This window comes from Pseudomonas sp. SZ57, assembly GCF_009495975.1.
Taxonomy (GTDB): Bacteria; Pseudomonadota; Gammaproteobacteria; order Pseudomonadales; family Pseudomonadaceae; genus Aquipseudomonas; species Aquipseudomonas syringae.
In genome coordinates, this window is sequence record NZ_WIBD01000015.1 from 60,430 (window position 1) to 73,578 (window position 13,149).

At 61.6% G+C, this 13,149-nt stretch carries 12 protein-coding genes; 2 read left to right on the top strand and 10 right to left on the bottom strand.

Going from position 1 to position 13,149, the window contains the following annotated elements; all coding sequences use genetic code 11:
• Positions 1-36: 36 nt before the first annotated feature.
• Together GE543_RS14890 and GE543_RS14895 are read left to right on the top strand one after the other, a co-directional pair.
• Positions 37-1,140, top strand: a complete 1,104-nt coding sequence (locus tag GE543_RS14890) for an efflux RND transporter periplasmic adaptor subunit (protein ID WP_011267493.1) — start codon at positions 37-39, stop codon at positions 1,138-1,140.
• Complete coding sequence (locus GE543_RS14895) at positions 1,137-4,250, top strand: efflux RND transporter permease subunit (RefSeq protein ID WP_060409725.1); 3,114 nt, start codon at positions 1,137-1,139, stop codon at positions 4,248-4,250. Before GE543_RS14890 ends, GE543_RS14895 begins: the two co-directional genes overlap by 4 nt.
• 225 nt (positions 4,251-4,475) lie before the next feature.
• On the opposite strand, the gene GE543_RS14900 is transcribed toward GE543_RS14895, so the two are convergent.
• Genes GE543_RS14900 through urtB form a run of 10 tightly spaced genes read right to left on the bottom strand, consistent with a single transcriptional unit; the run spans position 4,476 to position 13,137 of the window.
• Positions 4,476-5,333: an urease accessory protein UreD gene (locus tag GE543_RS14900; RefSeq protein WP_060409724.1), complete on the bottom strand. Its 858-nt coding sequence runs from the start codon at positions 5,331-5,333 to the stop codon at positions 4,476-4,478.
• Positions 5,330-6,001 carry an urease accessory protein UreG gene (gene ureG / locus GE543_RS14905; protein WP_153221746.1) on the bottom strand — a complete coding sequence of 224 codons (672 nt, stop codon included), beginning with the start codon at positions 5,999-6,001 and terminating at the stop codon, positions 5,330-5,332. Before ureG ends, GE543_RS14900 begins: the two co-directional genes overlap by 4 nt.
• A gap of 27 nt (positions 6,002-6,028) precedes the next feature.
• Complete coding sequence (gene ureC, locus GE543_RS14910) at positions 6,029-7,741, bottom strand: urease subunit alpha (protein WP_153221748.1); 1,713 nt, start codon at positions 7,739-7,741, stop codon at positions 6,029-6,031.
• Between the two features lie 3 nt (positions 7,742-7,744).
• Entirely contained in the window at positions 7,745-8,440 is a 696-nt protein-coding gene (locus GE543_RS14915) for an urease subunit beta (RefSeq protein WP_046235907.1), read from the bottom strand.
• A gap of 33 nt (positions 8,441-8,473) precedes the next feature.
• A complete protein-coding gene (locus GE543_RS14920) occupies positions 8,474-9,205 on the bottom strand; it encodes an urease accessory protein UreF (RefSeq protein WP_153221750.1) in 732 nt (243 codons plus the stop codon).
• Complete coding sequence (gene ureE / locus GE543_RS14925; protein WP_153221752.1) at positions 9,202-9,642, bottom strand: urease accessory protein UreE; 441 nt, start codon at positions 9,640-9,642, stop codon at positions 9,202-9,204. The genes GE543_RS14920 and ureE overlap by 4 nt, the downstream gene beginning before the upstream one ends.
• Before the next feature lie 22 nt (positions 9,643-9,664).
• The gene (urtE, locus tag GE543_RS14930) at positions 9,665-10,354 is read right to left on the bottom strand and encodes an urea ABC transporter ATP-binding subunit UrtE (RefSeq protein WP_003432976.1); all 690 of its coding nucleotides are present in this window, start codon (positions 10,352-10,354) and stop codon (positions 9,665-9,667) included.
• Positions 10,355-10,356: 2 nt separating this feature from the next.
• Positions 10,357-11,094 (bottom strand): urea ABC transporter ATP-binding protein UrtD, encoded by a 738-nt coding sequence (urtD, locus tag GE543_RS14935; RefSeq protein WP_153221753.1) that lies wholly within the window; start codon positions 11,092-11,094, stop codon positions 10,357-10,359.
• A complete protein-coding gene (gene urtC / locus GE543_RS14940; protein ID WP_153221755.1) occupies positions 11,091-12,233 on the bottom strand; it encodes an urea ABC transporter permease subunit UrtC in 1,143 nt (380 codons plus the stop codon). The genes urtD and urtC overlap by 4 nt, the downstream gene beginning before the upstream one ends.
• Before the next feature lies 1 nt (position 12,234).
• A complete protein-coding gene (gene urtB / locus GE543_RS14945) occupies positions 12,235-13,137 on the bottom strand; it encodes an urea ABC transporter permease subunit UrtB (protein WP_003407314.1) in 903 nt (300 codons plus the stop codon).
• Positions 13,138-13,149: the final 12 nt, after the last annotated feature.

The window sequence follows — 13,149 nt, forward strand, 5'->3', positions numbered from 1 at the left end:
GTTTCCCTGCTCACTTGATTTCAAGTAAGGGATCCCATGCTCCTGTCCAGACCCAACACTACCGTCTTGTTGTTATTGCCTCTCTTCCTGGCTGCGTGCAGCGAGTCATCCGGCGTGCGCGATCCACGTACCCAGCCGCCTCTGGTAAGGGCGGCCACTGTTGCAAGTGCTGACCAAGCTTCCCGTTCGTTCACCGGGGTTGTGGTCGCTCGGGTTCAGAGCGAACTGGGGTTTCGGGTTTCCGGGAAGGTGCTCGAGCGCCTGGTTGATACCGGCCAGACCGTCAAGCGCGGTGAGCCGCTGATGCGCCTGGATCCCGTTGACCTTGGTCTTCAGGCTCAGGCCCAACAGCAGGCGGTTGCCGCTGCTGTGGCGCGCGCCAGGCAGACCGCCGATGACGAAGCGCGCAACCGTGACCTGGTCGTCGCTGGTGCGATATCCGCTTCCGCTTACGACAGGATCAAATCCCTGGCCGACACCGCCAAGGCAGAACTGAATGCTGCACAAGCGCAGGCCAGCGTGGCACGTAACGCAAGCGGGTACGCCGTCTTACTGGCGGACGCCGACGGCGTGGTGGTCGACACTTTGGTCGAGCCTGGGCAGGTCGTCAGCGCAGGCCAGCCCGTGGTCAGGCTGGCAAAGGCCGGGCCACGCGAAGCCATTGTCCATCTGCCTGAAACCTTGCGGCCGGCGATGGGTGATCGGGCTGAGGCCAGACTGTATGGCGACAGTGCGCGCGTCATACCGGCAAGGTTGCGGCTGCTCTCTGACGCCGCAGACCCGCTGACGCGTACGTTTGAAGCCAGGTATGTGCTTGAAGGCTCAAACGTCAGTGCGCCTCTGGGGTCAACGGTGTCCCTCGATATCGCCGCTGGCAAGCCTGCCCGGCAGTCGCTGGCGATACCCATTGCCGCTCTGCATGACCCCGGTCGAGGCCCAGGTGTCTGGGTCATTGCAGGTACGCCTGCACAAGTCACCTGGCGCGCCGTACAGCTGCTGGGTGTGAGTGACGATTCGGCAAACGTGAGTGGTGGTCTCGAGGCCGGTGAGCAGGTCGTGGCATTGGGCACGCATTTACTTCACGACGGTGAGCAAGTGCGCGTGCAGCAGGGTGGTATCACCGCTGAGGCGCAACCATGAATCCGGGACGCTTCAACCTTTCTGCACTGGCCGTTCGCGAACGCGCCATCACGCTGTTTCTGATTATTTTGATCGGCGTGGCCGGTACGCTTTCATTTTTCAAACTGGGGCGTGCGGAAGATCCGCCTTTCACCGTCAAGCAAATGACCGTTATTTCTGCGTGGCCTGGCGCAACCGCTCAGGAGATGCAGGATCAGGTCGCCGAGCCGCTTGAAAAACGTATGCAGGAATTGAAGTGGTACGACCGTAGCGAGACCTACACCCGGCCAGGTCTGGCATTCACTATGGTTTCATTCCAAGACAAGACGCCACCTTCTCAGGTGCAGGAAGAGTTTTATCAGGCGCGCAAGAAACTCAGTGATGCCGCGAAGTCATTGCCCGCAGGGGTCATTGGTCCGATGGTCAATGATGAATTCTCGGATGTGACCTTTGCGCTGTTTGCGTTGAAAGCCAAAGGTGAGCCGCAGCGACTGCTGGTACGCGATGCCGAGTCACTGCGCCAGCGTCTGCTGCATGTGCCGGGCGTGAAGAAGATCAATATCATCGGCGAGCAAGCCGAACGAATTTTCGTGTCGTTCTCCCATGAGCGGCTGGCAACGTTGGGTATCGCTCCTCAGGACATTTTTTCGGCGCTCAACGACCAGAACGTCCTGACGCCTGCCGGTTCGATTGAAACCAGCGGACCGCAGGTGTTTCTGCGTCTTGACGGTGCCTTCGACACGCTTGAGAACATCCGCAACACGCCGATTGTGGCGCGGGGTAAAACGCTGAAGCTTCAGGATGTGGCGACAGTGGAGCGCGGCTATGAAGACCCCGCGACCTTTCTGGTCCGCAATCAGGGTGAGCCGGCCCTGTTGCTGGGCATCGTGATGCGCGACGGTTGGAACGGTCTGGACCTGGGCAAGGCGCTGGACGCAGAAACGGTCAGAATCAACCAAGGCATGCCATTGGGAGTGACGCTTTCCAAGGTCACTGACCAGTCGGTGAACATCGGTTCGGCCGTTGACGAGTTCATGATCAAATTCTTCGTCGCCTTGCTTGTGGTGATGCTGGTGTGCTTTCTCAGCATGGGCTGGCGAGTCGGTGTGGTGGTCGCTGCAGCCGTACCGCTGGCCATGGTCTTCGTCGTGATGGAAGCGACGGGCAAGAACTTCGATCGTATTACCTTGGGATCACTGATCCTGGCGCTGGGCCTGTTGGTGGACGACGCAATCATTGCCATCGAAATGATGGTGGTGAAGATGGAGGAGGGCTACGACCGGATCAAGGCGTCAGCCTATGCCTGGAGCCACACAGCGGCGCCCATGCTTGCCGGTACCCTGGTGACCGCTGTCGGCTTCATGCCCAATGGCTTTGCGCAGTCGACTGCCGGCGAGTACACCAGCAACATGTTCTGGATTGTCGGCATCGCCCTGATTGCTTCCTGGATAGTTGCAGTGGTCTTCACACCTTATCTGGGGGTGAAGATGCTGCCGGAAATCAAGCCGGTTGAAGGCGGACACGCCGCCATCTACGACACGGCGCATTACAATCGTTTCAGACGGGCTCTGGCCCATGTCATTGCCAGGAAGTGGTGGGTGGCGGGTGCGGTGATCGCTGCATTTGTGGTGGCGATTCTCGGAATGGGGGCAGTCAAGAAACAATTCTTCCCGACCTCCGATCGCCCGGAAGTACTGATCGAAGTGCAGATGCCCTATGGCACGTCCATCGAGCAGACCAGCGCCACCACCGCCAAGGTCGAGGCGTGGCTGCACAAGCAGGATGCCGCGAAGATCGTCACGTCCTACATCGGCCAGGGCTCGCCACGCTTTTATCTGGCAATGGCGCCGGAGCTGCCCGACCCGTCGTTTGCAAAGATCGTTGTACTGACTGAAAGCCAGGAAGCACGTGAGGCGCTCAAGCTGCGGATTCGTCAGGCTGTTGCTGACGGGCTTGCACCTGAAGCCCGGGTCCGGGTCACACAGCTCGTGTTCGGTCCTTACTCACCGTTTCCCGTGGCGTATCGCGTGAGCGGGCCAGCCCCTGACACATTGCGCGAGATCGCCACGCGGGTCGAAACCGTGATGGCGGCGAGTCCGATGATGCGTACCGTCAACAGCGATTGGGGAACACGGGTGCCCACGCTGCATTTCTCTCTGGATCAGGACCGTTTGCAGGCCGTCGGGCTGACCTCGAGCGCAGTTGCCCGGCAATTGCAGTTCCTGCTCTCAGGTATCCCTGTCACGTCTGTCCGCGAAGATATCCGTTCAGTGGACGTGATGGGCAGGGCGGCAGGTGACATCCGCCTGGACCCTGCGAAGATCGAGGGTTTTACGCTGGTGGGGGCTGCCGGTCAGCGTATTCCTTTGTCGCAGGCCGGAGTGGTCGAAGTGCGCATGGAAGACCCGATTCTGCGCCGTAGAGATCGTGTGCCGACCATCACCGTGCGCGGTGATATTGCGCAAGATCTGCAACCGCCGGATGTCTCCGCCGGGATCATGAAAGCACTGCAGCCGATCATCGACAGTCTTCCGCAGGGCTATCGGATCGAGCAGGCCGGATCGATAGAGGAGTCGGCAAAGGCCACTGTGGCATTGGCGCCGCTGTTTCCGATCATGATTGCCGTCACCTTGCTGATCATCATCCTTCAAGTGCGTTCGATGTCGGCGATGATGATGGTGTTTTTCACCGCGCCGCTCGGGTTGATCGGTGTTGTACCGACACTGCTTCTGTTCAATCAGCCGTTCGGTATCAACGCCCTGGTCGGGCTGATCGCGCTGTCCGGCATTCTGATGCGCAATACCTTGATCCTGATCGGGCAAATCGACCATAACGAAAAGCAAGGGCTCGACCCGTTTCATGCGGTGGTTGAAGCGACCGTACAGCGCGCACGCCCGGTGCTGCTCACGGCACTGGCGGCGATCCTGGCGTTCATTCCTCTGACCCATTCGGTGTTCTGGGGCACGCTTGCCTACACGCTGATCGGAGGCACTCTCGGCGGGACTGTCATGACGCTGGTCTTCCTGCCAGCGATGTATTCGATCTGGTTCAAAATCCGTCCGGACAGAGGATCGCTACCCCGAAATTCCAGCAGTCATGCCTCAACTGGCACAGAGATGAAGAGAATCTGATCATGAATCGTTACGCTTAAAGGCGGAGTGGCTTTGCGATCAGTTCTACAAAATCGACTGCCGCACATTCGTTCGGTGCTGGCGTTGCAAGATCCGCTCGTCCTGCTGATAGTAATCTCGCCTTACCGGATTTGGCGGGGTCAATGCCAGCGTTCTCTTTCGGCGCTGGGAAGGCAAGCCGTAAGTCGTTTGAGCCTGGAAAGTGCTCTGCAACGGCCTGGCTGCTCACTTGCGCCGCACCCGCGGCGCAAGTCCTGTCAATTGCTGCCGAACGCACGCCCAGGCCAGATGCAGCGCATTACGCAACGCCACTGCATCGGCGCTCATCACGCGTACGGACACGCCGCAATCGTTCGGCAATGCGCTGACGCCCTGGTAGCTATCGGCAACGTCGTGTAACGCCTCGCGTAACGTCCGTTTCAAATCCTCTACCGGTAAACCCTGACCCACCAGCATGAACGTTGCCAAGGCTTGCCGTTGTCCGCTTACGCCGGGCAGTCGGCGTTGCAGGTCTGCGCCGGTCATTGCCAGTCGGTCACCGGCCAACAGTTTTCCGGCCGGGCTGTAGACCTGCAGATCGGCGCGGTAAAAGTCGGGCAGTCCTTCGCTGCCTAGAGGTGTATGCAGGCAGAATGCATCACACAGCAGCACCCGTGCGCCGGGGTGCAATGTCACGTCCACCCGGCTGTGCAGTCGTGTCTGTGGAAACAGAATGGTCGCCATCGGCAGGTACTCCAGCAGCGCATCGGCTTCGGCGACCAGCGTCACGGTCTGCCGCGCCGATTGTTCTAGCATGCTGTGCGCGACCGTCGCAGCGCCGGTGCTGACGTGCACTTGTGTACCTGGCCCCGCGTGCAGATGCAGGTGCAGTTGTTCCCCGGCGAACAGGCCTCCCGAGCACGATTGCAGGTAGACCGCCGCCATGCCGGGCGGGTCCTGCGGCAGGGTCAGGGTACGCCCCAGATGGAAGGGGTAGCCGACCTCCTGACGAGACACATAACTGTCCCCGGAAGGCGCTTTGCTGAAGGCGATATGTGCCGTGCTTTTCGTCTGTGCGGGCAGTGACGATTGATGGGCGTTCATGTGCGGTCGAACAACACGGCACGGCTTATCGCGTCCACCACCGCGTCGACGCCTTCGCCGGTGTTGCAGTTGGTAAACAGCACCGGCTGGCCGTTGCGCGCTTGCGCTGACTCGCGCCGCATGCGCGGCAGGTCGACACCCACATAGGGCGCCAGGTCATATTTATTGACCACCAGCAGGTCGCAGCTCAGCACGCCGGGGCCGCGTTTGCGCGGGATATCGTCGCCGCCTGCCACATCGATGACGAAAATCCAGTAGTCCACCAGATCCAGCGAAAAGGTCGAGGCCAGGTTGTCGCCGCCGGATTCGATCAGCACCAGATCAAGATTACCGAAGCGCGCTTCCAGCTCATCGGCCATTTGCAGGTTGAGGGTCGGGTCTTCACGAATGGCCGTGTGCGGGCAGGCACCGGTTTCCACCGCGCGAACCCGCTGCGGGTCGATCAGTCCGCTGCGCTGCACACGCTCGGCATCCTCACGGGTGGCAAGGTCATTGGTGATGATCGCCAGCTCGGTGCCTCGTGCGATGAAGCGCGGGATCAGTTGTTCCAGCAGACGTGTCTTGCCCGAGCCGACCGGCCCGCCGATGCCGACACGCGCTGCGCCGGGATGCGGGTGGGCAGCGGCATGTTCGGAAGATGGAGCGGGAGCATTCGTGGTTTGGTTCATTGGCGGGTTTCCTGTGCGGAGATGGTTTCAACGCAGCATGTAGCGCTGCGCGAGTGGCACTTCGCTGACCGGCTCGCAGTGCAGGCGCTCGCCGTCGGCGTACACATCGAAAGTCTGCGGATCGACGCGGATGTCCGGGCAGGCATCGTTGTGCAGCATGTCGGACTTGCGCAGGGTGCGAGTGCCGAACGCGGGCAGCAGTTGCTTCTTGAGCCCCAGTCGCGCGGCGGTGTCGGCCTCGACGGCAAGACGATTGACGAAGTTGACCGACAGCGCCTGTTTGGCCTCGCCAAACGCGCCCCATTGCGGGCGCATCACCAAGGGTTCGCAGGTGTACAGCGAGGCGGCGGAATCACCCATCACGGCGTGCACGATGAAGCCGCCCTTGACCACCAGCTCCGGCTTGATGCCGAAGAAGGCCGGCCGCCAGAGCACCAGATCGGCCAGCTTGCCGGGCTCCAGAGAGCCGATGTAGCTGTCGATGCCGAATACCCGCGCGGCGTTGATGGTGTATTTGGCGATGTAACGCTTGATCCGTTCGTTATCGCCCAGTGCCGTGGTTTCTTCCGGCAGGCGACCGCGTTGGTCTTTCATTTTCGACGCCAGTTGCCAGGTCCGGCAGATCACCTCGTTGATACGGCCCATGCCTTGACTGTCGGAGCCCAGGATCGAAATGGCGCCGGTGTCGTGCAGGATGTCCTCGGCGGCGATGGTCTGCGGGCGCACTCGCGATTCGGCGAACGCCACGTCTTCCGGCACATCCGGATTGAGGTGGTGGCAGACCATGATCATGTCCAGATGCTCGTCGAACGTGTTCACGGTGTAGGGGTTGGTCGGGTTGGTCGAGGAAGGGATGCAGTTGCTTTTTCCGGCGACGCTGATGATGTCCGGCGCATGCCCGCCGCCTGCACCCTCAGTGTGGTACATGTGAATGGTGCGGTCGCCAATGGCCGCCAGCGTGTCTTCGAGAAACCCGGATTCATTGAGCGTGTCGGTGTGCAACTGCACCTGAAAGTCGTATTCGTCGGCAACTTTCAGGCAGGTGTCGATCACTGCCGGCATGGCGCCCCAGTCCTCGTGAATCTTCAGTCCCAGGCAACCGCCACGCAGTTGCCCGAGCAGCGATTCGGGCTTGCTGGAATTGCCGCGTCCCAGAAAACCGAAGTTGATCGGCCAGGCTTCGGCAGCCTGCAGCATCTTGCCGACGTTCCACTCCCCGCCACAATCGATGCCGACCGTGATCGGCCCCAGCGAGCCGCCGATCAGTGTGGTCAAACCTGCCGCCAGCGCGTGATCGCAGAGTTGCGCGGAGTCGAAATGCACATGCACGTCGATACCGCCGGGGGTGACGATCAGGCCCTCGGCATCGCGTACGGTCGTGGAGACGCCGCAGATCAATTGCGGGTGTACGCCGTCCATGATCTGCGGGTTGCCGGCCTTGCCAATGGCGACAATCTTGCCGTCCTTGATACCGATGTCGCCTTTGACGATGCCGATCACCGGGTCGATGATCAGCGCGTTGCAGATCAGCATATCGAGGGCGCCGTCAGCGCTGTCATGCCCGGGCATCAGGCCCATGCCGTCACGCAGCGTCTTGCCACCGCCGTGCAGGCACTCATCGCCGGGCACCGAGTGGTCGAACTCGACTTCGGCCAGCAACGAGGTGTCGCCCAGGCGCACGGCATCGCCAGTCGTGGGGCCGTACATGGCGGCGTATTCCTTGCGCGTCATCGTTGCCATGCCTCAGGCTCCCTTGAAGTATTGGGCGCGGGCACGCTTCAGCGCTGCGAGCTTGCAGGCCGGATCGTGCAGGTTGCCATTGGTCAGGCCACTGAAGCCGTGGATGTCGCCAGTTCCGCCAAACTGCACCAGTTGCACTTCGCGCAGCTCGCCGGGTTCGAAGCGCACCGCCGTGCCTGCGGGAATATCCAGGTGCATGCCGAAGGCACTTTCACGCGGGAAATCCAGCGCCTTGTTGACCTCGAAAAAGTGATAGTGACTGCCGATCTGCACCGGCCGGTCGCCGGTATTGATCGCGCGCAGGGTGGCGGTCGGGCGGTCGCCATTCAGGTGGATATCGCCGTCAGGTGAAAGGATCTCCCCTGGTGTGGGCATGACCGCCAGCGGCAGTCGGCCCGGCCGGATCGGTTGATGCACAGTGACCAGTTTGGTGCCGTCCGGAAACGTGCCCTCGACCTGCAGCACCGGCAGCAGGTCGGCGACCCCTGGCATCACGTCATCGGTGTTGAGGATCGTCGAGCCGAAACCGATCAGCTCGGCGACGCTGCGGCCCTCACGCGCGCCTTCGAGGATTTCGTCAGCGATCAGTGCCGAAGCTTCCGGGAAGTTCAGGCGCAGGCCCTTGCTGCGGCGTTTGCGTGACAGCTCGGCAGCGGTGTACAGCGTGAGTCGTTCAAGTTCGGTAGGGGTCAGCAACATGAGGGGGCTCCAGAGCTGTCAGTAGAAGGCCGGTCAATTGGCAAACAGGCGCAGGTCCTGGGTTTCGTGGCGCATCACGGCGATTTCGCCCATGGGGGTAAAGCCGCATGCGTCGTCCGGCGACGGCGGCTCCTGCGCCAGCAGTTCGGTGATCAGCGGTTGAATATCGGTCAGCACCCGTTGCGCATCGATGTGGCCCATGACCCCGAGCCGCACGGCGGCGCTGACCAGCCCGGTACACAAAGCGTGCGCGGAAGCCAGCTGGGAGTGATCGCGGTGCATGCCCAGGTGATTCCAGAGCAGGCCCTGCACCACGGGCAGATGGCCCGGTGTGTTGCCTGTAAGAATCTGCTGTTGATAGGACGCCGCGCCCGATGTGCCCAGCGCGACATGCACGCCCAGCAATGCCTGGCCGACACGTCGTGAGCCCTGACGCAGTTCCTCGGCCAGGGTCAACGCTTCGATCTGGGCGTCCAGCGCCATCAACGCCGGCGGGTCATCAGCCGCGTGCCAGGCGGCGAGCAGAAACACCCGATCAAAACTGTTCCAGCGATGGCGCAACTGGCCCTCGACGAAGCCATGCACTTCGGCACTGCGGCTATGGCGAACAGTCCGTTGCCGACGTGGTGGCGCGACGATTTCGCCGTGGCCGAGGTGCCCGTCAGCGACCAGCGTTTCCAGACCCCATGACCACGCTACTGCGCCGCCGGGAAAGAAACTGTCGGCCTGCTGCAGGGCCAGCAACAGGCTGCTCGAGGCATTCATGCGCGCTGCACCCGGCCGTCCGCGAGCATGGGCGCCAGACGCTCGAGGTAGTCAGCTTCCGGGCCGTTGAGCGGGATCTGCAAGGTGTCTCCGGCAAAGCGCACCGCCCAGTGCATGTTGCCGGCGAAATAACCCAGTTCCAGCGCGGCGGCTGCGTCGCGTGGCTGCAAGTCGAGGTATTGCTGATCCTGCATTTGTACGACGATGGCGCGTTGATTGTCGAGCATCAGCACCGAGCCGTTGCGCAGCTGTTGGTGGCGTTCCAGGCGGATTGCGCAGTCGGTGCCCCGGTCGCTGGCCAGACGCAGGCGATGGCGCTGAATGTCACTGCCCGACAGGCTCAGGGTTTCGACCTGACCGGCGTGGCTCAGGTCATGCAAGCGGTCGGCGAGGGCAGGGTCGCTGGCCTGGCCCAGAATGCGGTCGAGTATCAGCATGGCGATGGCTCCTGTGCGTTGTTCAGATTGTCAGGTAGCGCAGGATGCGCTCGCGGTCGACGGTCTCGCGGACTTCGCTGTGCACGAATTCGCCTTTTTCGATGATCAGGTAGCGGTCTGCCACCGCCATGGCGAACGACAGCACCTGCTCGGAAACAATCAGCGAAAACCCGCGCTCCTTTTTCAGCAGGTTGAGGGCTTTGGCGATGTCTTTGATGATCGACGGCTGGATGCCTTCGGTGGGCTCATCGAGGATCAACACCTTGGGGTTGGAGACCAGCGCTCGGGCGATGGCCAGCTGTTGCTGCTGACCGCCGGACAGGTTGCCGCCCTTGCGTCGGCGCATCTCGAACAGCACCGGAAAGTACTCGAAGATGTAGTCGGGAATCGGCGCGGCGGGCGCACCCTGCATGCCGGTCAGGATGTTTTCCTCGACACTCAGGTAGGGGAAGATCATCCGCCCCTGAGGCACGAAACCGACCCCGGCGGCGACCCGCTCGTAGCTCTTGCTGCCGGTCAGTTCCTGCCCGGCGAGGGTGATGCTGCCGCTGCGCGTCGGTAACATGCCGACCAGGCTTCTGAGCAGCGTGGTCTTGCCCATGCCGTTGCGGCCCATGACCGCGAGTGACTCGCCTGCCGCCAGCTCCAGGCTGAGGTCACGCAACACGTGACTGTCGCCGTAATACACATTGAGGTGAGAGACATTCAGCATGTTCAGTACCCCAGGTAGACGTCAATGACGCGAGGATCGTTTTGCACCTGATCCATCGAGCCGTAGGCCAGGGTCTTGCCCTGATGCAGGACGGTGACCTTGTCGGCCACCGATTTCACGAACTCCATATCGTGCTCGATGATCACCATCGCGCGACCCTTGGCGATGAGCTTGAGCAGGCCAGCGGTTTTCTCCCGCTCGCCTGCGCTCATGCCGGCAACGGGCTCGTCGAGCAGCAGCAGTTCCGGGCGCTGCATCAACAGCATGCCGATCTCCAGCCACTGTTTCTGGCCGTGGGACAACAGCCCGGCCTTGCGTCCCAGCTGGTCCTTGAGAAAGATCATTTCGGCGGTCTGATCGATTTCGGCATTCAGCGCCGCATTCTTTCCGGCGAACAGGCAGTTGAAGATGCCGCGCTTGTCCGGCGAGGAAATGTCGAGGTTTTCGCGCACGGTGAGGTCTTCGTAGACCGACGGGTTCTGAAACTTGCGGCCCACGCCTGCGCGGGTGATCTGGTACTCGATCATATTGGCCAGTTGCAGGTCCTTGAAGCGGATGCTGCCGGCACTCGGGCGGGTCTTGCCGCAAATCATGTCGAGCAGGGTGGTCTTGCCCGCGCCATTGGGCCCGATCACCACATGCACCTGGTTTTCCTCGACATAGAAATTGAGGTTGTCGACCGCCTTGAAACCGTCGAATGACACGGTCAGGTCTTCGACGCTCAGTAACATCGCGCTCATGACTGCGTCTCCTTGTTGTTCAGGCGCTGCAGCAGCCCGGCCAGCCCGGTGGGCAGGAACAGCACCACGGCCATGAACAGGAAACCGATGAAGTACTGCCAGAAACTGACGAAGTTTTCCGACAGCCAGGTTTTGGCCGTACCGACCAGCAGCGTGCCGTACACCGCACCCACCAGCGAGAGGCGCCCACCCAGTGCGGCGTAGATGACGATCTCGGTGGACGGAATGATGCCCACCAGCGAGGGCGACGCGAGGCCGACCTGCAAGGTGAACATCACCCCGCCCAGCGCGGAAATCAGTGCGGCCACGGCAAAGATGAAGGCCTTGAACAGCGCAGTGTTGTAGCCCGAGAAGCGCACCCGGTCTTCGCGATCACGGATCGCCACGATCACTTTGCCCAGGCGGCTGCGCAGGATGAACCCGCACATCGCGACGCTGGCCAGCAGCAACAGTGTGGTGATCAGGTAGAGAATCCAGGGCGTCTGGGGCGTCTGCAGGCTCAGGCCGAAGGCCGTCTTGAAATCGGTCAGGCCATTGACGCCGCCGGTGTAGCCCTGTTGGCCGATGATCATGATCGACATGATCGAGGCCAGTGACAGGGTAATGATCGAGAAGTACACGCCGCCCACGCGCTTTTTGAAGTAGGCATAACTGAACAGAAACGCCAGCAGTGCAGGCAGGATCAGGATCGCGGCCAGGGTAAAGGTCGCCGACTCGAACGGCTTCCACCACCAGGGCAGGGCTTCGACGCTGTTCCAGATCATGAAGTCCGGCAGTGCCGAGCCGTAGAAAGCGGCGAGGGCGCTGGCCGCTTCGTCCGTGGCAGTGGCTTCGAGTTTGAGGTACATCGCCATCATGTAGCTGCCCAGGCCGAAGAAAATCCCTTGGCCGAGGCTGAGGATGCCGCCGTAGCCCCAGATCATCACCATGCCCACTGCGCAGAACGCCAGGCTCAGGTATTTGCCGGCCAGACCGAGGCGAAAATCACCCAGTATCAGGGGTAACGCCACCAGCAACAGCAGCGACAGCCAGGTCAGGCTGTAGCGCTCGATCAGCGTCAACCAGCCACCCGCTGGCTTGCCTGCGCCCGGCACTGTGGCCTGCGGCCGGAGCATCGGCTTTTCAGTCATGTCATTCATCTCAACGTCTCACTTTCGTGGCGAACAGGCCGTTGGGGCGGAAGAACAGCAGCACGATGACCACCAGCAGGGTGATCGCCTTGGCCATGGAACCGGTGGTCAGGTATTCCAGCGAAACCTGGGTCTGGCCGATGGCGAACGCCGACAGGAAGGTGCCCAGCAAGCTTTCCACACCGCCGAACACGACGACGATAAAGGTGTCCACCAGGTACTGCTGACCGCTGACCGGGCCAGTGGACGCAAGCATGGTGAACGAACTGCCAGCAATGCCCGCAAGGCCACAGCCCAGCGCGAAGGTCACCGAGTCGACCCGCGCGGTATTGATCCCGGCTGCACCGGCCATGGCGCGGTTCTGGGTCACGGCGCGAATGCGCAGGCCCCAGCGACTGCGGTAGAGAAACAGGAACACCGCAGCGGCAATCACGAAGGTCAGACCGATGATGAAAATCCGGTTGAGGGGCAGCTCCAGCCCATCGCTGATTTTCCATGCGCCCTGCAACCATTGCACGGTGGGCACGCTGACTTCCTTGGGGCCGAAGACCTGGCGGAACAGCTGCTGCAGGACCAGAGACAGTCCCCAGGTCGCCAGCAGGGTGTCGAGCGGTCGGTTGTACATGAAGCGGATGAAGCAGCGTTCCAGCAGGAGGCCGAAGGCAAAGGTCACCACAAAGGCCATCCCGATGGCGATGATGAAATACCAGCCCATGAGCTCGGGAAAGTAGCGCTGAAACACCACGGAGGTGACGTAGGTCATGTATGAGCCCATCGCCATCAGTTCGCCGTGCGCCATGTTGATCACGCCCATCAGACCGAACACGATGGTCAGCCCGAGTGCCATCAGCACTAGCACGGAAAACAGCGAGAACCCGCTGAAGACTTGCATTACCAGCGTATCGAGAGTCATGCCGTCGCTACC